General features: G+C 51.3%; 25 protein-coding genes. 16 read left to right on the top strand and 9 right to left on the bottom strand.

The window, feature by feature from the left end; genetic code table 11:
- Nucleotides 1–24 precede the first annotated feature (24 nt).
- On the top strand, nt 25–1,416 hold the full coding sequence (gene uhpT / locus ACLJXE_RS04585; protein WP_286630030.1) for a hexose-6-phosphate:phosphate antiporter: 1,392 nt from the start codon (nt 25–27) through the stop codon (nt 1,414–1,416).
- Between the two features lie 42 nt (nt 1,417–1,458).
- Here uhpT and ACLJXE_RS04580 read toward each other — a convergent pair whose 3' ends face one another.
- A complete protein-coding gene (locus ACLJXE_RS04580; RefSeq protein WP_410750211.1) occupies nt 1,459–2,364 on the bottom strand; it encodes a LysR family transcriptional regulator in 906 nt (301 codons plus the stop codon).
- Between the two features lie 105 nt (nt 2,365–2,469).
- Here ACLJXE_RS04580 and ACLJXE_RS04575 point away from each other — a divergent pair, with 105 nt between their 5' ends.
- From ACLJXE_RS04575 to nepI, 3 genes are all read left to right on the top strand, one after another.
- Nucleotides 2,470–2,922 (top strand): DUF1198 family protein, encoded by a 453-nt coding sequence (locus ACLJXE_RS04575; RefSeq protein ID WP_410750210.1) that lies wholly within the window; start codon nt 2,470–2,472, stop codon nt 2,920–2,922.
- Nucleotides 2,923–3,021: 99 nt separating this feature from the next.
- Complete coding sequence (locus ACLJXE_RS04570; protein WP_410750209.1) at nt 3,022–3,546, top strand: SRPBCC domain-containing protein; 525 nt, start codon at nt 3,022–3,024, stop codon at nt 3,544–3,546.
- A gap of 144 nt (nt 3,547–3,690) precedes the next feature.
- On the top strand, nt 3,691–4,884 hold the full coding sequence (gene nepI / locus ACLJXE_RS04565; RefSeq protein WP_410750208.1) for a purine ribonucleoside efflux pump NepI: 1,194 nt from the start codon (nt 3,691–3,693) through the stop codon (nt 4,882–4,884).
- 59 nt (nt 4,885–4,943) lie between these two features.
- Here the strand turns inward: nepI and ACLJXE_RS04560 are convergent, their stop codons facing one another.
- Together ACLJXE_RS04560 and ACLJXE_RS04555 are read right to left on the bottom strand one after the other, a co-directional pair.
- Nucleotides 4,944–6,326 (bottom strand): glycoside hydrolase family 1 protein, encoded by a 1,383-nt coding sequence (locus ACLJXE_RS04560; RefSeq protein ID WP_410750207.1) that lies wholly within the window; start codon nt 6,324–6,326, stop codon nt 4,944–4,946.
- 94 nt (nt 6,327–6,420) lie between these two features.
- Complete coding sequence (locus ACLJXE_RS04555) at nt 6,421–6,714, bottom strand: YicS family protein (protein ID WP_410750206.1); 294 nt, start codon at nt 6,712–6,714, stop codon at nt 6,421–6,423.
- A gap of 129 nt (nt 6,715–6,843) precedes the next feature.
- Between ACLJXE_RS04555 and ACLJXE_RS04550 the strand changes: the two genes are divergently transcribed.
- The 10 genes from ACLJXE_RS04550 (at nt 6,844) to nlpA (ending at nt 16,798) form a co-directional block, all read left to right on the top strand.
- Nucleotides 6,844–7,260 (top strand): GNAT family N-acetyltransferase, encoded by a 417-nt coding sequence (locus ACLJXE_RS04550; protein ID WP_286630023.1) that lies wholly within the window; start codon nt 6,844–6,846, stop codon nt 7,258–7,260.
- 103 nt (nt 7,261–7,363) lie between these two features.
- On the top strand, nt 7,364–10,162 hold the full coding sequence (gene dagR / locus ACLJXE_RS04545) for a transcriptional regulator DagR (RefSeq protein WP_410750205.1): 2,799 nt from the start codon (nt 7,364–7,366) through the stop codon (nt 10,160–10,162).
- 120 nt (nt 10,163–10,282) lie between these two features.
- Complete coding sequence (locus ACLJXE_RS04540; protein ID WP_271441414.1) at nt 10,283–10,708, top strand: PTS sugar transporter subunit IIA; 426 nt, start codon at nt 10,283–10,285, stop codon at nt 10,706–10,708.
- 12 nt (nt 10,709–10,720) lie between these two features.
- Nucleotides 10,721–11,206: a PTS system mannose/fructose/N-acetylgalactosamine-transporter subunit IIB gene (locus tag ACLJXE_RS04535; RefSeq protein ID WP_410750204.1), complete on the top strand. Its 486-nt coding sequence runs from the start codon at nt 10,721–10,723 to the stop codon at nt 11,204–11,206.
- A 25-nt stretch (nt 11,207–11,231) separates the two neighbouring features.
- Entirely contained in the window at nt 11,232–11,981 is a 750-nt protein-coding gene (locus ACLJXE_RS04530) for a PTS mannose/fructose/sorbose/N-acetylgalactosamine transporter subunit IIC (protein WP_003023960.1), read from the top strand.
- Nucleotides 11,978–12,838 carry a PTS system mannose/fructose/sorbose family transporter subunit IID gene (locus ACLJXE_RS04525; RefSeq protein ID WP_005121522.1) on the top strand — a complete coding sequence of 287 codons (861 nt, stop codon included), beginning with the start codon at nt 11,978–11,980 and terminating at the stop codon, nt 12,836–12,838. Before ACLJXE_RS04530 ends, ACLJXE_RS04525 begins: the two co-directional genes overlap by 4 nt.
- Before the next feature lie 3 nt (nt 12,839–12,841).
- Nucleotides 12,842–13,951: a D-glucosaminate-6-phosphate ammonia lyase gene (gene dgaE / locus ACLJXE_RS04520; protein ID WP_410750203.1), complete on the top strand. Its 1,110-nt coding sequence runs from the start codon at nt 12,842–12,844 to the stop codon at nt 13,949–13,951.
- Complete coding sequence (dagF, locus tag ACLJXE_RS04515) at nt 13,938–14,681, top strand: 2-dehydro-3-deoxy-phosphogluconate aldolase (RefSeq protein ID WP_286630019.1); 744 nt, start codon at nt 13,938–13,940, stop codon at nt 14,679–14,681. Before dgaE ends, dagF begins: the two co-directional genes overlap by 14 nt.
- Before the next feature lie 211 nt (nt 14,682–14,892).
- A complete protein-coding gene (locus tag ACLJXE_RS04510) occupies nt 14,893–15,855 on the top strand; it encodes an Rpn family recombination-promoting nuclease/putative transposase (RefSeq protein ID WP_410750202.1) in 963 nt (320 codons plus the stop codon).
- A gap of 124 nt (nt 15,856–15,979) precedes the next feature.
- Entirely contained in the window at nt 15,980–16,798 is an 819-nt protein-coding gene (nlpA, locus tag ACLJXE_RS04505; RefSeq protein WP_286630017.1) for a lipoprotein NlpA, read from the top strand.
- A 28-nt stretch (nt 16,799–16,826) separates the two neighbouring features.
- Here the strand turns inward: nlpA and ACLJXE_RS04500 are convergent, their stop codons facing one another.
- The 3 genes from ACLJXE_RS04500 to ACLJXE_RS04490 form a co-directional block, all read right to left on the bottom strand.
- Nucleotides 16,827–17,729, bottom strand: coding sequence for a carboxylate/amino acid/amine transporter (locus tag ACLJXE_RS04500; RefSeq protein ID WP_410750201.1), 903 nt, complete (start codon nt 17,727–17,729; stop codon nt 16,827–16,829).
- Nucleotides 17,730–17,843: 114 nt separating this feature from the next.
- Entirely contained in the window at nt 17,844–18,134 is a 291-nt protein-coding gene (locus ACLJXE_RS04495) for a putative quinol monooxygenase (protein ID WP_286630084.1), read from the bottom strand.
- Nucleotides 18,135–18,150: 16 nt separating this feature from the next.
- Nucleotides 18,151–19,158, bottom strand: a complete 1,008-nt coding sequence (locus ACLJXE_RS04490) for a zinc-binding alcohol dehydrogenase family protein (protein WP_286630015.1) — start codon at nt 19,156–19,158, stop codon at nt 18,151–18,153.
- Nucleotides 19,159–19,395: 237 nt separating this feature from the next.
- Between ACLJXE_RS04490 and ACLJXE_RS04485 the strand changes: the two genes are divergently transcribed.
- Nucleotides 19,396–20,298 (top strand): LysR family transcriptional regulator, encoded by a 903-nt coding sequence (locus ACLJXE_RS04485; RefSeq protein WP_286630014.1) that lies wholly within the window; start codon nt 19,396–19,398, stop codon nt 20,296–20,298.
- A 42-nt stretch (nt 20,299–20,340) separates the two neighbouring features.
- Here ACLJXE_RS04485 and ACLJXE_RS04480 read toward each other — a convergent pair whose 3' ends face one another.
- From ACLJXE_RS04480 to ACLJXE_RS04470, 3 genes are all read right to left on the bottom strand, one after another.
- On the bottom strand, nt 20,341–21,837 hold the full coding sequence (locus tag ACLJXE_RS04480) for a C69 family dipeptidase (RefSeq protein ID WP_410750200.1): 1,497 nt from the start codon (nt 21,835–21,837) through the stop codon (nt 20,341–20,343).
- A gap of 343 nt (nt 21,838–22,180) precedes the next feature.
- Complete coding sequence (locus tag ACLJXE_RS04475; RefSeq protein WP_410750199.1) at nt 22,181–22,645, bottom strand: hypothetical protein; 465 nt, start codon at nt 22,643–22,645, stop codon at nt 22,181–22,183.
- Nucleotides 22,629–23,417 carry a winged helix-turn-helix domain-containing protein gene (locus ACLJXE_RS04470; RefSeq protein ID WP_410750198.1) on the bottom strand — a complete coding sequence of 263 codons (789 nt, stop codon included), beginning with the start codon at nt 23,415–23,417 and terminating at the stop codon, nt 22,629–22,631. Before ACLJXE_RS04470 ends, ACLJXE_RS04475 begins: the two co-directional genes overlap by 17 nt.
- Nucleotides 23,418–23,992: 575 nt before the next feature.
- On the opposite strand from ACLJXE_RS04470, the gene ACLJXE_RS04465 reads away from it, so the two are divergent.
- Nucleotides 23,993–24,610 carry a helix-turn-helix transcriptional regulator gene (locus ACLJXE_RS04465; RefSeq protein ID WP_286630010.1) on the top strand — a complete coding sequence of 206 codons (618 nt, stop codon included), beginning with the start codon at nt 23,993–23,995 and terminating at the stop codon, nt 24,608–24,610.
- Nucleotides 24,611–24,663: the final 53 nt, after the last annotated feature.

Raw genomic sequence — 24,663 nt, 5'->3', positions numbered from 1 at the left:
ATAAAAATTAGCCCGGAGAGTCCTATGCTGGCCTTCTTAAACCAGGTGCGCAAGCCAACCCTGGATCTGCCGCTCGATGTGCGGCGTAAAATGTGGTTCAAACCGTTCATGCAGTCTTATCTGGTGGTCTTTATTGGCTACCTGACGATGTATCTGATCCGCAAAAACTTCAACATCGCGCAGAACGACATGATCTCCACCTACGGGCTGAGCATGACGCAGTTGGGGATGATTGGCCTGGGCTTCTCCATCACCTACGGCGTGGGTAAAACGCTGGTTTCTTATTATGCGGATGGCAAAAACACCAAGCAGTTCCTGCCATTTATGTTGATCCTCTCTGCTATCTGTATGCTCGGCTTCAGCGCCAGCATGGGCGCGGGTTCTACCAGCCTGTTCCTGATGATTACCTTCTACGCGCTGAGCGGATTCTTCCAGAGTACTGGCGGTTCATGTAGTTATTCCACCATCACCAAATGGACACCTCGCCGTAAACGTGGTTCTTACCTCGGTATGTGGAACATTTCCCACAACCTCGGTGGTGCCGGTGCGGCGGGTGTGGCGTTGTTTGGTGCCAACTACCTGTTCGACGGTCACGTCATTGGTATGTTTATCTTCCCATCGATTATCGCCCTGATTGTTGGCTTTATTGGCCTGCGCTATGGCAGCGACTCCCCGGAATCTTATGGTCTGGGGAAAGCTGAAGAACTGTTCGGTGAAGAGATCAGCGAAGAAGACAAAGAGACCGAAGAAAATGACATGACCAAGTGGCAGATCTTTGTTGAGTATGTGCTGAAAAACAAAGTGATCTGGCTGCTGTGTTTCTCCAACATCTTCCTGTATGTGGTCCGTATTGGTATCGATCAGTGGTCTACCGTGTACGCGTTCCAGGAACTGAAGCTCTCCAAAGAAGTGGCGATTCAGGGCTTTACCCTGTTTGAAGTGGGGGCGTTGGTCGGTACGCTGCTGTGGGGCTGGCTCTCTGACCTGGCAAACGGTCGCCGGGCGCTGGTGGCCTGTGTGGCACTGGCATTAATCATTGCGACACTGGGTGTTTACCAGCACGCCAGCAACCAGTATGTCTATCTGGCTTCGCTGTTTGCTCTCGGCTTCCTGGTGTTTGGTCCGCAGTTGTTAATTGGTGTTGCCGCCGTTGGTTTCGTGCCGAAAAAAGCAATCGGCGCTGCCGATGGGATTAAAGGGACATTCGCCTATCTGATCGGTGACAGCTTCGCCAAGCTGGGTCTGGGGATGATTGCTGACGGTACACCGGTTTTCGGTCTGACTGGCTGGGCAGGTACCTTCGCCGCGCTGGATACCGCCGCTATCGGTTGTATCTGCCTGATGGCTATCGTGGCCGTGTTTGAAGAACGTAAAATTCGCCGCGAGAAAAAGCTCCAGCAATTGAAAGTCGCTTAAGTGTGTAGTGGTAACTTTTACCCGCCTTTATGGCGGGTTTTTTTATGTTTTAGATTGACTGGTTGCATGCACCAGATTGCGTAGCCACTGATGCGCCGCATCGCGGTGCGTGCGTTCGTGCCAGGCCATACTTTTAGTAAAACCAGCAATGGGCAGCGGCGGCGATACAACGTGCATCCGGGGATCGGTATAGGCCAGTCGGGCAGGGACGACGGCAATCATCTCGCTAATGGCGAGGATATCCGGCAGAACCAGAAAACTGCTGACTGACAAACCAATCTGTCGTTTTCGTCCGACATCTGCCAGCGCATCATCGGTGACCCCCCAGAAATTTTCACCCTTATAAGAAACCAGCACATGCTCCAGCGCGCAGAAGCGATCGAGTGTTAACGCCTGGTGGGCATCGGGATGATCATGACGCATGAGACAGACATACTCTTCGTTATATAACGGGCGGTTGTGCAAATTATCCGGTGTTGAATCCGGCGTCAGCAGCGCCAGGTCAATTTTACCCTGCTCAAACTGTGTTGTTAGCTGCCCCGGCTCAACGGGAACGACCCGCACACGAATACCTGGCGCACGTGCGCGAAGCGCGGCGATAAACGGCACGATCACCGCTTTAAGGGCGTAATCGGTAGCGGCGACGGTAAAGGTGAGCGTTTCGGTGAGTGGGTCGAACTGCGCGGGCTTAAGCAGGATATCAATGTCGCTGAGGATCTGTTTGATGGGGGCTGCCATCGCGCGAGCCCGTAGTGTCGGGACAATACCGTGCGGCGTGCGGACAAACAGCGGATCGTCAAAATAATCACGCAGACGGTTTAGCATGCCGCTAACCGCTGGTTGGGTGAGCGACAGTCGTTGCGCCGCCCGGGTAACGTTGCGTTCATCCAGCAGGGCATCCAGCGTTTTCAACAGATTAAGATCGAGGGTTCTGATATCAGATTTCATGATGTCTGCTCATGGGGTCGATAAGTCACATTATGACACGTTCAGTCGTCGACACCGGTGAATTTGCCGCTATGATGGGCGTCCTGTCTGGTAATGGATGTGCGCATGATTTGGATAATGCTGGCCACGCTGGTTGTTGTTTTTGTTGTGGGTTTTCGGGTACTGACGTCCGGGTCACGACGCGCGATTCGCCGTCTGAGCGAACGTCTGAGTATTGATGTCGTGCCGGTAGAATCAATGATCGATCAGATGGGGAAAGTGCAGGGAGAGGCGTTTTTACAGTACCTTCATCGACCTGACGAATCGCATCTGCAAAATGCCGCCCAGGCGCTGCTAATCTGGCAAATCGTCATTGTTGACGGTAGTGAACAGAATCTGCTGCAGTGGCACCGGGTGTTGCAAAAAGCCCGGCTGGCCGCGCCGATTACCGACGCACAGGTACGCCTGGCGCTGGGTTTTCTGCGCGAAATGGAGCCGGATATGCAGGAGATAAATGCGTTTCAGATGCGCTATAACGCCTTTTTTCAACCTGAAGATGGGGTGCACTGGTTGCACTGATATCAAAATATGTGATGACGGATATTTTTAATCGTCATTATATTTATATCTCTCTCCCGCGCATGATGAACCTCGTTAACTCACACGACGAGGTTCATCATGAAACAAGCGACTCAACAAAGTGCAATTATCTGGCCGCAAGCGTATTTGCCAGGGGCGACCGATAACTTTGCCTCCAATGAAATCATTGTTGCCGGACTGAGCGCCCGCGCTGTCTGGGCGCAGCTCAACGACACGACGCGCTGGCCGACGTATTACAGCAATGTGGCGGATATCCGGTTTCACGATGGCTCCGGACCGTTTCTGAGTATGAACGCCCGTTTCCGTTTCACAACCTTTGGTTTCCCAATTGAAGCGCAGGTCATCGAATATGTACCCCCGGTCGATGGTCAGGCTGCGCGTATTGCCTGGCACGGCTGGGCGGAAGGGGATGCTGATTCGCGTCTGGATGTTGTCCATGCCTGGTTGTTTGAGGATTTACCCGGCGGGCGCGTACGTATTCTGACGCAGGAGTCGCAGCGTGGTGTTCCGGCACAGGAACTGGCGCGCACGCTACCCAATCCGATGATTAATGGTCACCAGGAGTGGATAACCGGGCTGGCAAGGGCTGCACGCGAGGTTTAGGTGATCTAACAAAGGCACTCTGTCGTAGACCGGATAAGACAACGTTGCCATACGACGGCAAACAGTTGCTGAAGCGTTAAATGCGTCACACTTTTAGTGTTACACTGCGTAACTTTTCTACAATGAACCCACGCAGGTAACAAAATGAGTGACGCTATTGAACAACAATCCCGCGCTGAGGCAAATGCCCGACCGAACTGGTCGGCGGTATTCGCCGTGGCGTTCTGTGTTGCCTGCCTGATAACCGTTGAATTTCTGCCCGTCAGTTTGTTGACGCCAATGGCGCAGGATCTCGGTATTTCGGAAGGTGTTGCCGGACAATCGGTGACTGTAACGGCGTTTGTCGCCATGTTTGCCAGCCTGTTTGTGACACAAATTATTCAGGCAACCGATCGTCGTTATGTGGTGATCCTCTTTTCGGTGCTGCTGACGATCTCCTGCCTGCTGGTTTCCTTTGCCAACTCGTTTACCTTGTTGTTGATTGGTCGTGCCTGTCTCGGTCTGGCGCTTGGCGGGTTCTGGGCGATGTCGGCATCGCTGACCATGCGTCTGGTTCCTGCACGGACGGTGCCGAAAGCGTTATCGGTGATCTTTGGTGCAGTCTCTATCGCACTGGTCATTGCCGCCCCGCTGGGGAGCTTCTTAGGCGGCATCATTGGCTGGCGCAACGTCTTTAATGCCGCGGCGGTGATGGGCGTGCTGTGTACCATCTGGGTGGTGAAATCGCTGCCTTCGCTGCCCGGTGAGCCATCACATCAGAAACAAAACATGTTTAGTCTGCTGCAACGACCGGGGGTAATGGCTGGCATGATCGCCATCTTTATGTCCTTTGCCGGGCAGTTTGCCTTCTTTACCTACATCCGCCCGGTGTACATGAATCTGGCGGGATTTGATGTGGATGGTTTGACGCTGGTGCTGCTGAGCTTTGGTATTGCCAGTTTTGTCGGGACGTCGCTCTCGTCGGTTATCCTGAAACGTTCGGTCAAACTGGCATTAGCCGGTGCGCCGCTGGTGCTCGCGCTCTGCGCGCTGGTGCTGATTCTGTGGGGGAGTGACAAAGTGGTGGCAGCTGCAATTGCGATTATCTGGGGGCTGTCGTTTGCGCTGGTACCGGTCGGCTGGTCGACGTGGATCACCCGTTCTTTGGCCGATCAGGCAGAGAAAGCCGGGTCCGTTCAGGTCGCCGTGATCCAGCTGGCTAACACCTGTGGCGCCGCAATTGGCGGGTATGCGCTCGATAACCTTGGTTTGCTGTCTCCCCTGATGCTCTCAGGGGCTCTGATGCTGCTGACGGCGCTTCTGGTGGCGGCGAAAGTCCGTATTAAAGCGGATCAATAATCTTATCGGATATTGCCGGATGCGGTGTCTGCACCGCCATCCGGCCGCCTGTTCATTTCTCAATCAAAACCATTGTGCCCGGCGGTATGAGCAAACCATTCGCCACTCTTTTTCACCGTACGTTTTTGCGTTTCCAGATCGAGCTGGACAAAACCGTAGCGGTTTTTGTATCCGTTCAGCCATGACCAGTTATCAATAAAGGTCCACATATGGTAGCCAAGACAATTGCAGCCTTCGCTAATGCCTTTATGTAGCCATTTCAGATGTTCAGAGACAAATTCAATACGATAGCTGTCGTTTATCTGATCCTGCTGGATGAAACGCTGCTCATTTTCGACACCCATACCGTTTTCAGAAATAAAACAGCGCGGATTGCCGTAATTCTCACGCAGGTTGGTAATAATATCGTAAATACCCGGCTCATATATTTCCCAGCCACGGTAAGGGTTCATTTTACGTCCCGGCATTTCGTAGTAATCAAATAACCATTCCGGCATAAACGGTGCGTTCGGATTGACTGCGCTATCGCGACATTTCACGCGACGCGGCTGATAATAATTGATGCCCAGCAGATCAATTTTGCCATCAGCTATCAGTTGGCTGTCGCCGGGGAGACATGCTGGCAGCTGATCGTACTCTTTCAACAGTTCTACCAGGTCTGCCGGGTACTCACCTTTCAGCACCGGATCGAGGAAACTACGGTTAAAGAGCAGGTCTGCATGGTGTGCGGCTTTTACATCTGCCGGATTTTGCGAGCGAGGATAAGAAGGCGTTAAATTCAACACTACGCCAATTTCGCCGTCATAACCTCCGACGCGCCAGGCCCGAACCGCCAGCGAATGTGCCAGGATGGTGTGGTACGCCACAGTCGCGGCGCGTTTGAAATCCACCACGTTAGGGTAGTGAAAATCATACAGATAACCGCCTTCTACCGGGACAATCGGTTCGTTAAAGGTGAACCAGTGCTTCACCCGATTGCCGAACAAGTTAAAGCAGGTCTGTGCATAGTGGCTAAATGCCTCGACCACTTCACGGTTTTCCCAGCCGCCTTTCTCCTGCATCACCATCGGCATGTCAAAATGGAACAGGGTGATAAAGGGCGTAATACCTTGAGCCAGTAACTCGTCGATAACGTTGTTATAAAAATCAACGGCCTCTGGATTCACCTCACCCGTGCCGTTTGGGATCAGGCGTGACCAGCTCAGTGATGTACGAAAGCTGTTATGTTTCAGCTGGTTGAGTAGGGCGATGTCCTGTTTCCAATGCTGATAAAACGTGGATGTGTTCGCCGGGCCAATTCCCTGATGGAAACGACCCGGTTGGCGGTCGAACCACGCATCCCATGTGGTCTGGCTTTTGCCGCCGTTGAGGCTATCACCTTCCGTTTGCAGCGCGGAGCAGGCACTGCCCCACCAGAAGTTCGCAGGAAAACGGTATCGCATTATTGTTGCTCCCTTACTCTTTATTCGTTGTGGCAACAATACGTGTTTTTGCGATACAGAAACCGGTTACAGTGCTCATTTTCCGACATAATGGCTATAAATCAGGGCATTCAACTTTGCCAAGCGCTTCCCAGTAGTTGTTCTGATTATTTCTTTCTATCGCCACAATGGCTTCGCGAATATGCTGCTGATTGCGCGTATCAGACATAATTGTTTTTTCCCACACTTCATCCGATGGCGACCCCTGTGGGGTGCAAAGCTTGCGCAAATCCTTGAGTACGGTGTTCTTTTCGTGAACCGACTGTAACCCGCCGTAAGCCGAGTCAGCCTGCGCCAGGCCCGGTAGCGTGAAAAGGACGGCAATAATCGGAAAAATGGCTAATTTCATGATAATAATCCTTGTTGTTGATGCGCATCATCTCAAGAGTAAGTGTAGATGGCATACGGCTCACTCATCAGCCTGTGTTAACGATTAAAAATAAATCAGCCAGAAGTTGTAGTCTTTCAGGAGGATAGGATGCAGATACAGATTACTGATACCGTTACAGAAGATGATCAAAATGCGCTGCTTACCGGGCTGCGTGCTTACAATTTCCAGTTCCTGAAAACGACCAACTTTGGTGATTTGGCGGTCTACTGGCGTGATGAACACAATAAGATTCGGGGTGGGCTGATCGGCAAAATCAAAGGTGAATGGTTGTGCATTGAGTTCTTATGGATGGATGATGCCCTGCGCAAAGGCGGTTATGGCACAAAACTGATGCAAGTGGCAGAACAGACGGCACGTGAGCGAGGCTGTCTGCACGCGCTGGTTGATACCATGAGTTTCCAGGCGCTGCCGTTTTATCAAAAGAACGGCTATCAGTTGCAAATGACCCTCGATAATTTCCCGGAATCAGGCGCTGCACGTCATTATTTAGCAAAAACATTTTGATGACCGGGAGGATTGCCCGTAACGACTGGATGCCGCCTCACTTTCTTGCGCAGCAGAATAGTGTATGTTCTGAACAATCATTTATTTCTTAAGCGGTAAAGAGATGAGACGGATTGAGATAATACTGGGAGAGCTGGAACGACTGACGCGAGGACTGAATCTTGCCCATCTGGCGCAGGAAACGGCGTTCACAGCGGAAGCTATCGGCTTTAACCTTGGGCTGGCGCGCAATTCGGTCAGTAAAGATCTCAATCAACTCTGGAATGACGGTCTGGCGATTAAAAGCCGCGGGCGTCCGGTATTCTTTTTGCATCGTCAGGCGATTGAGACATTGCTGGATCGCAAACTCGATGAGTCTGAGCGTGAAGTACAAACCGTTGCCGATCTGTTGCCTGCTCAGGAAAATCAGGCGGCAGATGATCCCTTTTTTGGCCTGATTGGCTACGATCGCAGTTTGCGCGATGCGGTGGAAAAAGGCCGGGCGGCGGTGCTTTATCCCCACGGACTACACGTCCTTTTGACCGGTCCTTCTGGTGTCGGCAAAACTTTTTTTGCTGAACTGATGCACCGTTTTGCCTCTGAACGCGCAACGGGCACGCCTCCGCCGCTGGTGTATTTCAACTGCGCGGAATACGCCCATAACCCGGAGTTGCTCTCTTCACACCTGTTTGGCCATCGACAGGGCGCTTTTACCGGCGCAAACGAGAATAAACCCGGTCTGGTCGAGCAGGCCGACGGCGGTTATCTACTGCTTGATGAAGTCCATCGTCTGCCGTATGAAGGTCAGGAAAAGCTGTTCTCTATTCTCGACAAAGGCGAATATCGACCGTTGGGTTCAAGCGGTACGGCGCGTTCTATTTCGGTTCGTCTGATTTGTGCCACCACCGAACCCGTCAGCTCAGCATTGCTGCGCACCTTCCAGCGGCGTATTCAGGTGTGTATCGATCTCCCCGGCATCCGCCAGCGCTCGGTGGAAGAACAGGTTGAATTGATTGTCGGATTCTTACAGCGTGAGAGCCGTAAAATCGAGCGTACAGTAAGCATCGACCGCACTTTGCTGCTCTGGCTGCTGAACAAACCGTTAGAAGGCAACATTGGTCAGCTCAAGAGCGACATTCAGTTTCTCTGCGCCCAGGCTTGGGCTTCGGGGATGACGGAGCACAGCGATACGCTACAACTGGATAAACGTCTGGCAGACATCCCGTTTAACGCCACGCCGGAACAACGCTTGCTGGTTGGGGCGCTGTTCGAAGGGAAAGAGCACCTGAGCATTGATGCCCGAACGTTGCCTGCGCTGAAAAATTCGCTGGCGACCGGGGCTGAAATTGAAGAGAGCGATCTCTTTTACAGCTTCCTGACCCGGGAATATATCAACCTGCGTAACAGCAACGTACCGCCAGCTGAAACGCTGGCGATACTCAAAAATAAACTCAGTTCGATTTTTGAATATGGCCTTTACAGCCGTGATAGCGTGGCGCATCCACCGCGCTACGGTGACCAGATTGAAGAACGGGTGACGTTACTTATCGGCTGTGTTGAACAGGTGCTGGGTTTTACGTTGCCGGAAAACCTGGTGAATCCGCTGCGCAAACACTTTCTGGCGTTGATTGGTTATGTACAGCGCGGGCTTATTCCACAACTTTATTCTTCCAGCCTGATCCTCGACCGCTGTAAAGATGAATACGAAAACGCCACGCTGTTATGCCGAAAAATCAATGAACTGCTGCATATTCAGTGCCCGGCAACGGAAGTGGTCTGGCTGTGCCTGTTCCTCAAGGAGTGCCGCCATTACCGTCAACGGATTGATGCCAGCCCGGATTGCGGGGTGATTTTGATTGCCCACGGCGCGACGACAGCCACAAGCCAGGCCCAGTACGTGAATCGTGTGCTGGAACGCGAGGTGTTCAGCGCTATCGATATGCCTTTTGAGCAGTCGGTGCATGACACGCTGGAAGCCCTGACGCAGATGATCCAGACCCGGCAATATCGGCGGTTAATCCTGATGGTTGATATTGGCTCATTGGTCCATTTTGGTAGCACGATCAGCAAATTATTCCAGATAGACGTTCTGCTGATGCCCAATATCACGCTCACCAGTCTGCTGGAGATAGGACTGGATTTAAGCTACGAAACCAGTGATTTGCCACAGCTGGCGGCGCTGATGCAGAGCAAAAATATACCCTGTCAGCTCTGTACGCCACAGCAGGAAAACAGTGGCAAAGTGCTGGTCATCTCTTGCATCACCGGTATGGGCACGGCGGAAAAAATCAAAAAGGTGCTGGAAGAGAGTTTTGGTGAGTTAATGTCGCAGGATACGCGGATGGTGATCCTCGATTACAACGAAGTTCGCAGCCTGGAGCGCATTCAGCAGGCGATTAACGCCAGCGAACGACTGGCAGGCATTGTCGGTACTTTCCAGCCGGGACTGCCTGATATCCCGTTTATCTCGCTTGAAGAGTTGTTCTCCGAGCAGGGGCCTGAACTGGTGCTCAGTCTGCTGACGCCGGATCTTTCAAGCAGTGAGCGCCGTCTGGAGATGGAGCGCAGCGCGATGCGTTTTATCAGTGCGTTGACCATGGAAAGTATCATTAACCATATCTCAGTGCTTAACCCGCAGCGTATTCTGAAGGAGATGGAAGGTGTACTTAACCATCTGACCACCACGCTTTCGCTGAAACCGAGCCGCCAGGTGACACTGCGTTTCCTGATCCACTGCTGTTGTATGGTCGAGCGTATCGTGATTAACCGCAAACCGTTACAGATGGCGCTGGAGAACAAGCCCGATCTGGATGTTCGCGCGTTTAGTGTCATTAAATCCGCCTTCCTGCCGATCGAAGAGGCCTACGCCATTCGGTTATCGGACGCGGAATATATTTATATCTACGAACTGTTATATAGCTAATCCCTCGTCTGGTGGGGCTTTGCGCCCCACCGTCACCCACACCGCCCCCGCGTGACACAAATTCTGGCACAGCCTTTGCTCTGTTTACTTATGTCTATGTAATCGAGCCAGGAGGCCATTTTGACTACCACTGAATCCTTGCCCCAGATCCTGCTGCTGACCCATGGCGGCTGGGGGCAACAGCTTTGCAACAGCCTGCGCATGGTAATGGGCGAAATTAAAGGCGTAACGGAAATTGCGCTGATGCCTGTTGATACGCTTGGCGAGTTTTATCAGCGCGTCGAAGCCGTAGTGAAAATCATGCCAGAAGGCTCACTGATCCTGACTGATTTTATTGGCGGTACCACCTCTAACGTCGCGGCGCGGCTGAGCGCTGATTACCCGGTGGCAGTGATTTCCGGGCTAAATGCCTCTTTGCTACTGGAGGCGCTCGACAAACGTGAGCATGGCCAACTGACTGCTTGCGTGGCGGATCTGGTTGAGGCCGGGCGTAGCAGTTGCCTGGACGTTGTTGCTCACGTACGTCAATTACAACAATCACAATAAGGAAGAAACACCATGGCAAACATCGTCTTATGTCGAATTGATAGCCGTCTGATTCATGGGCAGGTCGTCACCAAGTGGGTCGGGCAATCCCAGGCAAACCGGATTGCGGTGGTCAGCGATGAGCTGGATGCCGATCCGTTTATGAAAAATATCTACCTGATGGCCGCGCCGCCGAACATCAAAGTGGATTGCTTCGGTAACCAAAGTTTTGCGGCTGCCTGGAAAGAGAATCAACTGGGTGACGGAAAGGTTCTGGTGCTGTTCCCCTCCCTGGCGGCGGTTCAGGAAGCGGTCCAGTTGGGCTTTGATGTCACCACTATTCAGGTGGGGGGACTGGGCGGTGGGCCAAACCGCAAAGCGGTATTCCAGAACATTACGTTGGATGAAAAAGACGTCGGCATTCTGAGCGGCCTGAAAAATCGTGGGATTCAGGTGTTCTTCCAGACCATCCCGGAAGATAAGCCGCAGTCGCTGGACGATATCCTGAAAAAATTCTAATTCTTTGATAACAGGGTACTTAATTATGGATACTTTAGTCTTTGCAAGCCTGATGGGGTTGTATTACTGGTTTGCCCGATTACGCCTTGGCTATACCTTCTCCGCTATGTTGCTACAGCCGGTAGTGATTGCCGTATTCGTTGGCCTGCTGTTGGGTAACATGGAAACGGCAATGATCATCGGCGCGGGTATGCAGCTGGTCTACCTCGGCGTGACTTCCACACCGGGCGGCAATGTGCCCTCTGATCCAGCGCTGGCTGCCTGCATTTCAATTCCTATCGCCGTGAAGGCCGGTATGGATCCGAATCTGGCTATCGCGCTGGCGATCCCGTTTGGCGTCATCGGTGTATTCCTCGATCAGTTGCGCCGCACGTTAAACGCCGCGTGGGTACATATGGCCGACAAGCATGCGGAAACGGCAAACATGGCGGGCATTATGCGCTGTGCGTTTCTTTATCCGGCATTACTTGGCCTGGTCCTGCGTTTCCCGGTGGTGTTCGCCGCTAACTATTTTGGTCAGGATGTAGTGGAAAGCTTCCTTAAGCTGATGCCGCACTGGCTGACGCACTCCTTTGAAATTATGGGCGGCATTCTGCCAGCGCTGGGTTTCGCCATCACTATTATGGTGATCGGTAAAAAGAGCCTGCTGCCGTGGTTTATCGGCGGTTTCTTTGCAGTGTTGTACCTGAAGGTGGACATCATGGCGATGGCAATCTTTGGTACCTGCGTGGCCTTCCTGATTAAAGGTCTGGCAAAAAATGAAGGAGCAGCATGATGAGCAGCGACGTAATGCAGCATGAACTGGTTGAACGTGCGCGCGAAAGTGGCACGTTGACCAAAGCAGACATCACCAAAGCCTGGTTTATCTACTGGCTGGGTGCGGAAGTGTCCAGCTCTTATGAACGTTTGCAAAGCCTGATTTTCTGCGCCTCAATGACGCCGATCATCAAAAAACTCTACCCACAAAAAGAAGAACAGGTAGAGGCGCTCAAACGCCATCTGAACTTCTTCAACTCTGAGCAGACGTTCGGGGCGGTAATTCAAGGGATCTCCATTGCGATGGAGGAGCAGAAAACGCGTGGCGAGCCGATCAGCGATGCCTCCATCACTGGGATTAAAACCGGATTAATGGGGCCGCTCGCCGGGATGGGCGATTCCATAATCTGGGCCGCCGTCATGCCGCTGTTAATTGCTATTTTCATTCCGTTCGCCGCGAATGGCAGCGCGATGGGCGGTATTGTGCCGCTAATTCTCTATCCCGCTATCACGTTGGCAATCAGCTACGGCATGGTTCACAAAGGCTATACGCTGGGACGTGATTCGATTATCGGCCTGCTGCAAGGGGGGCGAATTAAAGAACTGATCTACGGTGCGAATGTGCTGGGTCTGATCATGATGGGGGCGCTTTCTGCAAGCTACGTCAAGATCACCACTCCGCTAAAACTCAGTGCCCTGAAAGGCTCTGAAGTGGTGGTTCAGCAGATCCTCGACTCTATTGCACCCGGCCTGTTACCGCTGGCGGCGGTGTTCGCCATCTACTTCTATCTGGTGAAGAAAGGGCCGCGTTACACCACCATTTTACTGTCAATTGTCGCGCTCAGTGTGGTCTGCTCGCTGTTGGGAGTGCTGTAAGCCATGACACAGAATATCTATCAACAACTCGGCCTAAAACAGGTCATTAACGCCTGCGGCAAGATGACGATTCTGGGTGTTTCCAGCGTTGCGCCGGAAGTGATGCAAGCCACCGCTCGAGCAGCGTCGGCCTTTGTTGAAATTGATCGGCTGGTGGACCGCACCGGTGAGCTGGTTTCCCGCTATACCGGCGCTGAAGACAGCTATGTCACCTCGTGTGCGTCGGCGGGTATTGCTATCGCCGTTGCTGCGGCCATTACCCGCGGCGACCGGGCGCGAGTCACGCTGATGCCGGACAGTTCTGGTATGGCGAATGAAGTTGTCATGTTACGCGGACATAACGTTGACTACGGGGCACCCATCACCAGCGCGATCCGCTTAGGCGGTGGACGTGTGGTGGAAGTCGGTTCAAGTAATCTGGTGGCTCGCTGGCAACTGGAGAGCGCGATTAACGACAATACTGCCGCGCTGCTGTACGTGAAATCGCACCACTGCGTGCAGAAAGGTATGTTGAGCATTGCCGATTTTGTGCAGGTTGCGCAGGTCTATAACCTGCCGCTGATTGTCGATGCCGCCGCCGAGGAAGATTTGCACGCCTGGGTAGCGAGCGGTGCCGATATGGTGGTCTACAGCGGCGCTAAAGCCTTTAATGCGCCAACGTCCGGGTTTATCACCGGCAAGAAACAATGGATTACGGCCTGTAAGGCCCAGCATCACGGAATTGCCAGAGCGATGAAAATCGGCAAGGAGAATATGGTCGGACTGGTGTATGCGCTGGAAAACTATCATCAGGGGCAGACCGTGGTGACTGCCGAGGCACTTCAGCCTGTCGCAACGGCGATTTCAGATATTCACGGATTGAATGCGGAAATCGAGCAGGATGAGGCCGGTCGCGCTATCTGGCGGATTCGTATTCGGGTAAATGCGAAAGCGCTGGGGCTGGATGCTTATGCCGTGGAAGCGCAGCTGCGCGGGGGGGATATCGCTATTTACGCTCGCCGTTACAACCTTCATCAGGGGGTTTTTAGCCTTGACCCGCGCACGCTTGCCGAAGGGGAAATGGCGCTGATCGTGGCACGATTAAAGGAGATTGCAGAGCATGCAGCACATTAATTTTTATCATAATAAAGTGGCGATTAACGTGCTGGCGAAGGATATCGCTAATGCCCGGGAGATCTATGATGCTGCCGGAGGCCATGCGGTGATCGGCATACTTTCCGCACAATTTGCTTCAGTTGAGGAGGGGGGCCGCGAAGTTAAACGTTGGATGGAAGATGTGCCGTCAATCTCTGTAGGGCTGGGGGCGGGCGATCCGGCGCAGTATTACAAAGCGGCAATGATTGCATCACTGGTTCATCCGGCACACGTCAATCAGACCTTTACCGGCTGTGGGTTTGCGGCAGGGGCGCTGGCGGCAACGGGCGGTGAACATACCCATATCAACGCGTTAGTCAGCCCGACGGGCACGCCGGGGGAGGTGTTGATCTCAACCGGCGTCAGTAGCAGCCAGGGCACACCAGCCCGCGTTTCGTGTGATGCGGCGGTACGTATGATGCAGGATTGCGGCGCGCACGCGGCGAAGTTCTTCCCGATGGGCGGTGAACAGTCACTGCCAGAGCTGTACGCACTGGCGACGACCGCGGCGCGAAACGGCATGACATTGATTGAACCGACCGGTGGAATCGATCTTGATAACTTCGGCGTTATCCTGCAAACCTGTCTGCAGGCGGGAGTACCACGCGTCATGCCGCATGTTTACAGCTCGATTATCGATCCACATACCGGTAATACCCGACCTGAAGATGTCGTCAGGTTAATGGAAATAGTGAAAGATCTGGTGTGATGTTGCTATCGCCGGATAGCGTACAAAAGTAGGCCCGGTAAGCGTAAGCGCCACCGGGCATTTTTGCGAACACCATTCCCTGAAAACGAATACATTGCAAAAGCATGTAGTTATCCGCCAAAGCACCTCGCAGATAGAAAAGTTCCCTGATGTTGTGTGCGCGACTGGCGAGTAAGGTTCCGTCATCTTGTTTTTCTGGTGACGGAGCGCCATGAAAAAAACAACAACGCCAACGCCGCATGATGCGGTATTTAAAAAGTTCTTAGGTCACCCAGAAACTGCGCGGGATTTTCTTGATACCTATCTCCCCTCACCATTACGTGAGCTTTGCGATCTGAACACACTGAAGCTGGAGTCCGAAAGTTTTATTGAGGAAGACCTGCGTGCCAGTTATTCCGATGTCCTGTGGTCGCTGAAAACGAGGACCGGAAAAGGTTATATCTACGCGTTGATAGAACACCAGAGTTCACCGGATGCTCATATGGCATTCCGGATGATGCGCTACGCCGTTGCCGCGATGCAGAATCACCTTGATGCAGGACATAAAAAGCTGCCGTTGGTAGTTCCAATACTTTTTTACCATGGCGTTGATAGCCCATACCCTTTTTCACTGTGCTGGCTGGATGAGTTTGACGATCCAGAAACTGCGCGGCAGCTTTATGGCGCGGCATTCCCGCTGGTAGACATCACGGTGGTGTCTGATGACGAGATTATGCAGCATCGGCGGGTGGCGCTACTGGAACTTGTTCAGAAGCATATACGCGAGCGTGATCTGATGGTGCTGGTGGATAAACTCGTTACCCTGCTGATTAAGGGACTCGCTAATGACAGCCAGGTAGAAACGCTATTTAATTACCTGGTGCAGTCTGGTAGCTCACCGCGCTATGAGGCGTTTATTCGGGAGGTTGCTCTGCGCGTTCCCCAACATAAGGAGAGATTAATGACAATTGCAGAATGTTTACGTGAGTCAGGGCGAAGAACGGGTCATCGCAGTGGCTTGCAGGAAGGACTGCAAAAAGGACTGCAAAAGGGATTGCTAGAAGGCAAACTCGAGGGTAAACAGGACGAAGCGTTGCGGATAGCCCATGCCATGCTTGAGAAGGGGATCGATCGTGAACTGGTGCTAATTATCACCGGGATTTCAATTGATGAACTAACGGCATCTTCCGACTAATTTATCTTTTTCCCGTTATGCTTTTTTCTTCTTGTTGATGCTTTTTCGTTTTTTAAACCGCAGCGGCCTTCCCGTTATAGTCATTTTGTTAGCCATCAGGCGGTTATTTTAAAAGGATAAAAACGTGAAACTGAAGATACCTCATTTCGGGGCCGGGACGGCAGTATTGCTGGCGGGATTACTGCTGGCTGGTTGCGATCAGCAGAGCAGCGATGCGAAACATATCAAAGTCGGCGTAATTAACGGGGCAGAGCAGGATGTCGCGGAAGTTGCGAAGAAAGTGGCTAAAGAGAAGTACGGCCTGGATGTCGAACTGGTTGGATTTAGTGGTTCACTGCTCCCCAACGATGCAACCAATCACGGTGAGCTGGATGCCAACGTCTTCCAGCATCGTCCGTTCCTTGAACAAGATAATAAAGCGCACGGCTATAAGCTGGTGGCGGTAGGCAATACCTTCGTTTTCCCGATGGCCGGCTATTCGAAAAAAATCAAAACCATTGCTGAGTTGAAAGACGGTGCGACGATTGCCATTCCTAATGATCCGACTAACCTCGGGCGGGCGCTATTACTGCTGCAAAAAGAAAAATTAATCACGCTGAAAGCGGATACTGGCCTGCTGCCAACAGCGCTGGATATCACCGATAACCCGCGTCATCTGAATATCATGGAGCTGGAAGGTGCGCAGCTGCCGCGCGTGCTGGACGATCAGAAAGTGGATGTGGCGATTATCAGCACCACCTACATTCAGCAAACCGGGCTTTCTCCGGTGCATGACAGCGTGTTTATCGAAGACAAAAATTCACCGTACGTGAATATCCTGGTGACGCGAGAAGACAATAAAGATGCAGAGAATGTGAAAGAATTCCTGCAATCTTATCAATCACCGGAAGTGGCGAAAGCGGCTGAGAAAATCTTTAATGGCGGCGCGGTTCCGGGCTGGTAATCGTAGTCCGTTGCCGCGCCGGTGAGTATTAAATCGCTTTGGCGCGGCGGCGGGAGTCCATTGAAATCAGCACCACGGAAGAGAGGATCAGCAGTGTGCCCAGCCAGTCAGGTAGGGTGAATGTAATGCCCAACAACAACAGAGACAGCAACGCGCTACTCAGCGGTTCCGCACAGCTCAAAATGCTCGCCTTCGGGCCGCCAATCATCTGCGCACCTTTCAGGTACAGGCTGAACGTCAGCGACGTGCCGATCACCACCAAATAGAAAAACGCCAGAATTAAACTGCCATTGACCACGAAGTTTGTTCCTTCTCCGGCATAGAACGGGAGCAGGATCAGACCACCTATCAACATGCTCCAGCCGACTATCGGCAGCGTACCGTAGCGGGCGATAAGCGTAGAGGGGTAAGTGGTGTAGAACGCGGCGGCAAAGGCTGAGGCGATCCCCCAGAACAGCGCGGCAGGAGAAATTGACAGCGATGTTGGGTTGCCGTGAGTCACCAGCAGGAACGTGCCAATAAGCGAGGTCAGAATGGCCGTTAACACTAAAATGCCTGGCCGCGCTTTACGTACCACAGAGAACCATGCCACGATAATGGTTGGCGACAAAAACTGCAGCACTGTCGCGGTGGCGGCGTTGGATTTTTCAATGGTCAGCAGAAAAGTCAGCTGTACGGTGAGTGCGCCGACCACGGAAAAAATCAGCAGACTGATGGCGTCCTTGCGGTTTTTGATAATGGAGAACACTTTGTCGCCGTGCACAAAAGAGAGCATCAGCAGAATGAGTCCGGCGAAAATCAGACGTGTCATGGTCAAAAACTGCGATGACATCTGGCTTTGCTCCATGATGTACTGCGCGCAAACGCCTGAACTTCCCCACAATACGGCGGCAATCAGGACGTTCATCATCCCTCTTCTGGTGGAACTCATCTTTTCCTCTGCATGTTGTTTTGTCTTATTTGTGTGCAGGCATCATAGCAGAGAAGGCGGGGCGAGGGAGGCCATGACTGAATATCCCCCGCAAAGCGGGGGCCCGGAGAGAAATTAAGGCTCAATCGGCGTCAGATAATCCAGACGTAGCGGTTCGGACAGCAGGTCATTCATTTGCAGGATAAACGTCTGGAAATGCGGCAGAGCGATATGGTCGTCCAGCCCAGCCTGACCGCGCCAGGACTCACGCACGTAAAAAACATCCGGCGTGTCGCGCAACTGGAACAGGTCATACTCAATATTTCCCGGCTCACGACGCGTGGGGAGTAACAGCGCTGTTAACGCCTGTTTTAGCGCGTTGGTTTTCCCTGGTTTGGCTTTCAGTACCGCAATAATGGAAATAATTTCAGCCTCTGACATTCTAAAACCCCTCCAACACAATCTTGCCAACTGAACGACCCGTTTCAATTTGCGCATGCGCTTTTTGCACATTTTCCGCCGTGATAGCACCAAAATGTTTGCCCAGTGTCGTGCGGATCACGTTGCTGTCGATCAGTTGCGCTACACGCGTTAATAACTGGTGCTGTGCAATGATGTCGTGGGTGGTAAACATCGAACGGGTGAACATAAATTCCCAGTGCAGCGAAATACTTTTGGCTTTTAGCGGACGAGCATCCAGCATTTGCGGATCATCGATCAGCGCCAGTTTTCCCTGCGGAGCCAGTGCATCAATGATTTGCTGGTAGTGCTGCTCGGTATTATTCAGGCTGGCAACGTGTGTTACCTCCTTGATTCCTATCCGCGCCAGCTCATCCGTTAACGGTTTGCTGTGATCAATCACATGGTGCGCACCCGCTTCACGGACCCATTTCTGGCTTTCCGCGCGTGACGCTGTGCCGATCACGGTCATTTTCGTCATCTTACTGGCCAGTTGAGTCAGAATGGAGCCGACGCCGCCAGCAGCGCCAACAATCAATAAAACATCATTCTCATTGCCACCTTCCTCAACGCCGAGGCGATCGAACAGCATCTCCCATGCGGTAATAGCGGTCAGCGGCAGGGCCGCCGCAGAGGCGTTATCCAGCGATTGCGGCTTCAGCGCGGTAATACGCTCATCAACCAGTTGAAATTCGCTGTTACTCCCGGCGCGACCCAGCGCACCGGCATACCAGACTTCATCACCCGGTGAGAATAATGTCACCGTTTCACCGACGGATTTCACTACACCTACAGCGTCCCAGCCCAGTACGCGTGGCACGTCAGCATTGAATCCTTCGCGAACTTTGGTATCGACAGGATTGACGGAAATCGCTTTCACTTCAACCAGCAGGTCATGCCCAGTGGCGACCGGAACAGGCAGATCTATCTCTTGTAAAAATTCAATGTTATTGCCGTGGGTTGCGGCGCGGGTAATGGCGATGGCTTTCATAGTCTCTCCGGTTACAGGAATCTATTTATACCCGTCATACTTCAAGCTGCATATGCGTTGGCAACGCTCGCTCACTCCGGTCATATCGTTCGCTATGCTCCAGGAGATTCACTCCCTTGCCGCCTTTACGCAACTCGAATTATTTAGGGTATATCTGTTGAATAATTCGATGGTAAACCGGCAACAGAACGGGAAAAATAGCCCTATGGCGACAGGACTTATACTCGGGGAGTGAAAATGTTCCGGCTTGAAGATCTCACGTTGTTTGTCCGCGCCGCGGCGCTGAATAGTTTTAGCGATGCCGCACGCGAGGCTGGCGTCCAGCCCGCTCAGGTCAGTTCTGCCATCAAGCGTCTGGAATCCACGCTGACCATCCGCTTGTTTGCCCGCTCCACACGCAGTCTGCGGCTGACGCCGGAAGGCGAGGTTTGGTTGCCCTATGCCCGTCAGATGCTGGATGTGATGCATGCCGGGTTACAAAAAATCCAGACGCCGGAAGATGAAATTTCAGGCACCCTGCAAATTGCCGTTCCTTCCGATCTCGGGCGGAATTTATTGCTGCCGGTTTTTCAGTCGTTTCGACGCCGCTATCCTGCGCTGCGTCTGCGGATCTTTTTCTCCGACCAGGTCACGGATGTCTTCAAAGATCCCGTCGATGTGGCGTTTCGCTACGGCAATACAGAAGATGCGTCTTATATCGCGTTACCCGTGGCGTCGGGTAACCGACGTGTGTTGGTGGCTTCTCCGGAGTGGGTTTTGCAAAACGGTGAGCCGCAATGTCCGGATGATTTAGCACAGCTGAATGCCATGACCTTTGTATTGCGTGGGCGCCTGCATGATCGCTGGACATTTACGCGCAACGGTGAGGTGAGCAGTGTGCAAGTCAACAGCACCATTATGAGCGACGATGCTGAAGTGATCCGCCGGCTGGCGATTACCGGTGAGGGGATAGCGTACAAGTCGTGGCTGGATGTGAGTGAAGATGTGCGCGAAGGGCGATTGACGCTGCTGATGTCGGATTATCAGGGAGAAAAAGTCCCACTGAATATGATATGCCCACATCGTAAACAGCTTTCGACGGCGGTACGCCTGTTGCACGATGCCGTGAAGGCGCGGTGTGACATGCTGGCGCAGGGCTAGCTGCTCTACGCCAGAAACACCGAAAGATAACGTTATCTCGACTCAGTCTTTTTTGGTTGCGTTAGCAAAGAAAATATCAGACTGAATATCTTTGGTACGGATGGTGAACAGCTGATTGGTCAGGTCTTCCGTCAGCTTCTCAGCATCGGCCATGATGCGCAAGTTGAAGTCATTCAGCATCTTATCGGCGGCTGGTTTATCGGTTTTCGCCATCTTCAGGTACTCTGCTTCGACCTCTTTTTGTTCCTTCGCTACTTTATCTTCCCACGCTTTGTAGGCTTTTTTGACGATTGGGGCGAGCTTCGGATAGTCGGTCATGGTCAGCGTTTGCAATTTACGATACTTCCAGTAAATGGATTGATCGTCTGCTTTATCTGTACCCATCGTGTAGTTAGCGGGATACGCTTTCAGTCCGCTGTAGTACGGAACAAAGGCAGTGAGATCGGCCATACCCAGGCCAATGTAGGTCGTTTCGCCAATTTCTTTTGGCAACCACGGACGCACCTGCATGACGTGCGCCTCGTAGGTGCGGAACACGCTGACCGGACGCCACGGCTCTTTACCATTCAGACCGTTGGTGTAGGGGTCGTGACTCGTACCTTCATAGTGATTGCGCAGTACCGCCTTCACATCATCCAGCGTCATTTTCTTCTCTGGTGTCATGAAGACCGGGAATTCACGACCATTAGCCATATCCTGTTTTACAGAAGGATTGAATTCTTTCTGGATGGTCCAGACACGGGGATCGTTATAGTTACGGTCGCGTTCATCATCACGGGTATAGACTTTGGAGAAGTTGAATTTGCCATCTTTTGCCTGATCGTAAAGACCTTTTTCAGTTGCGAACTCAACCAGGTTTTTCGATGCCATCATGTCCGGGTTTTTAGGATCGTCATCCTGTAAACGCCCCTGATTGCCGGTAGCAAAGTACTGATTGTTGGGCAGACGCTGCGCCATCCACTGGTGGCCGCTGCCGGTCTCCAGATACCAGATTTCGTTATCATCTACGACGGCAACGCCGAAACCTTCGCCCGCACCAACGGTTTCAACGATATGGCCGAGTAGTGCTACTGCTTCCCGCGCGGTTTTGCTTTGAGACAGCAGAATATCCGGGATATCGTCTTCGGTGATCCCTTTATCCTCAACGTACGGATCGACGGCCAGTGCTTTTGGCGAGGCAAAAATAGATTCTGTACCGCTTACGCCAACACCCAGTTCGTTAAACCCGGTGGCGCCGTGCAGTTGGGTTTTCCAGTTCGGCACGGTGGTGTAACGCAGGGAGTTTTTTGGCAGCGGCCAGGTAAAATCATTTGCGCCATTATGCGCTTTGGTGCTGTAAACACCGGTCTGATTCTGTTTTGCCGGATGAATGACAAAATGTTGAGCTTTCAGGGCATCACTGTCGGCACTGCGGGCAACCAACATCGATCCGTCCGCTGATGCTTCATTGCCAACCAGCAGGGTTGTACAGGCAAAACCCGATGAAACGACAGCCAGGTTAATAGAAAGTGCAATCAGGCACTTTTTAAACGTAAACATTAAATATCCCTCATAAGTACGCCATAAATACATCGGAAACACATTGTTTCCTGAAATGCGATAACGTCTGAATGGTCAGACACTGCTCGCCGGAGAGATAAACGTCCCTGCCCACGTTTTCTCCAAATATCCATTGGTATGTTGAAGTCTTCGGGACGAAATAAAGCGTCCATTTTGCTTAATTATTACGCAATGAATATCAAGGTATTCAGGAGGTTTCCTGATTCGGGGGAAAGAATAGCAATGGGTTATTGGTGGATTCAGTGACACATGTCGCGTAAGTCAATGATGACAAATATGCATCCCCACGGGAAAACTGTATTTTTTGTATCTGAATCTGATGTTACTTTTTGCGGCAGTACAGTGAGGGAACACTTGAACTCGCAAAAATCCATGCTCCTTTATACTCCTCTATCACCAGGCTCAGACTCCGTCCGGTCTGGCGATAAAACCCTGGCAGGGTATTGTTGATATCCGCTTCATCTGCGGTGTCAGCGAAGGTTTTTACTACCTGCATCGCCTGCAGTAATCGCGCGTCGTGCTGCCGGGTATAGCTAGAATAAATGTTTCTGCTGATATCCGTGGTGTTATGCCCATATAACTTGCCGGTGATGGTCGCCAGTCCTTCATCATCGCGCATGCGAAACGATACTGTGCCGGTAAAACGCTTGTTGCCAATATTCCATTCAACGTTTCCAACACAATTCAGTGGCTGGTCAGCATACCGCGAATGCCATAACCAGGCACCTGAACCGAACATCACGACCAGCACGGCTACGAGCAGGGTCTGATTACGTGTTTTTTTCATTTCTCGTCTCGCGCATCCAGTAATAATGGGTGGTACAAAATGCGCGAGCATCTACCCGTGCATCTTTATCGCATACAAATGCCACTACTCTTTCTGCTTTACGGTAACCGGTAAGAAACACCTGTTTGTTTTTTTCACAGAGCTCGGGATGTAACTGCATCAGGCTGAAATAGCCCTCGTGATCTTGCTCATTCGGTGAATAATAAATTTTGCAGTTCTGACGTGATGGAATCTGCATAGAGATTGACACAAAATTGTTAAACGGCATGGCCGGGCGTGTCTGATACCACACCAGCCAGATAATCAGGATGGCGATAACCGCGCTGGCGGTAAATAAAAGGTTCCACCAGGCGAACTGCGTTGTCTGTGCTGGGGGGAGTATTACCTCAGGGGCGTCATGTCCTGGAATACTGGCCGACAAAGAAACATCATCATGAGAAAGCGTAATTGCCTCTATCTGCGTATTTTCATTCAATGTAAGTCCGCGGCGGGAAATTGTTTTCACCGTATCACGGGGTAACCCGACATCCGCCAGTGCATTACGTAGCGTCAGAATAGCCTGGTAGAGGGTATTGGTCGTCGTGACATTATTTCTCTCTCCCCAGCCTACTTTTATCAGCGTGTTCTGAGAAACAATGTCACTTGCGTGAGTAATTAAATAGAGAAAACACAGTGAGGCAGGAAGTTGCAGTTGAATTGCTCGCCCAGTCTGCCGGTTGACCAGGCTTTTGTTATCAGGATTGAATTCGACCAACTGATTGATTAGGTACAATTGCCCGGCCCTCTGTAACGTTACGTACCACGGGGTGCTGTAGTGCACCTTATAATACTACATGCAAATTGATAGCACGCCTCTATCTTTGTACATGAACGAGGATAAGAAATTTTTTCTAACAAATAAAAATCTTTAAATACAATGAGTTATCTATATTGTTTCTTAGGTGGGAATTAGCTAAGGTGAAATAATAAGAATTCATTACAGTTTTATCTGAATGACAATTATATTTATCCCCATCATCACAAGGGTGATTGAGTTATCAGAATTGTGCTATTAATAAGTATCGTTCATTAAGGTTGTATTTTAGCAAATAGTGCTATATTCGGATTTATCCTATAGTCCGGGTTTATGCATAAAAATCCTAATGAACTGGCGAATAATCCGATATAAAACGTCGGGATACTACGCTGTATCATGATATTTATAGCCAATGTTAATTTACTCTTCAGGAGTTTATAACATTTTCAATGACTCACTGTTATTAACTGACATGGAACTCACAGTGTGTTGGATTGACACGTTTATTTACCAATGAAATATTTAGGGAAAAATAGCAGGGGTCATAGTTGATGAAGATAAAGCCGCTACAGAATGTTCGTTGCATAAGCTGTGAATTATCCTGTCAATTATTTCCGGATGCTGCGGTACGAGCACAGTACTGTCACCGTGCCGCCTTTGCAATCTGGCCAGAGGGAAATCGTTTTCTGAAAACAGGAATTATCGAAAAACTCCTGCTTAATAATCAGAACTATTTATCTCATGGGTTTATTTTTATTGATTTTTCATTCCCGAATTTGCGCCTGTTTGCCGATCCGCACTGGGTGGATCGCCTGACGCAAAGTGGTATGCATATCGTTCTGATATCTGACAGGATCCTGACGCCGCTAGCCAATTACTGGCTTGCAAAAAGTAATAAAATACAAGGTATTATTTATTCTGATGATGATGAGGATGTCCAACATCAGAAAATCCGCCGTCTGTTTACTGGCCATCTCGCCAATAGCAAACGCGGGCGCTCACTAAACTATACGGAAATGATATTACTCAAGCGATTTATTTCAGGAATTAGTATTCAGCAAATAACCAAGATAGACAATATAGATGTTAAGAGAATATATGTATATAAACTTCGACTTGAAGATAAGCTGGGTCTAAGTATTCATAAAATTCTCTCTAATATTTTATAAATCTATTTTCATTTTATTATTTTCACATTATGGCGATGTGACGGACGCTCTAC

The organism is Citrobacter sp. U14242 (assembly GCF_046555775.1).
Taxonomy (GTDB): domain Bacteria; phylum Pseudomonadota; class Gammaproteobacteria; order Enterobacterales; family Enterobacteriaceae; genus Citrobacter.
This window is presented reverse-complemented; position numbering and strand designations above follow the sequence as displayed.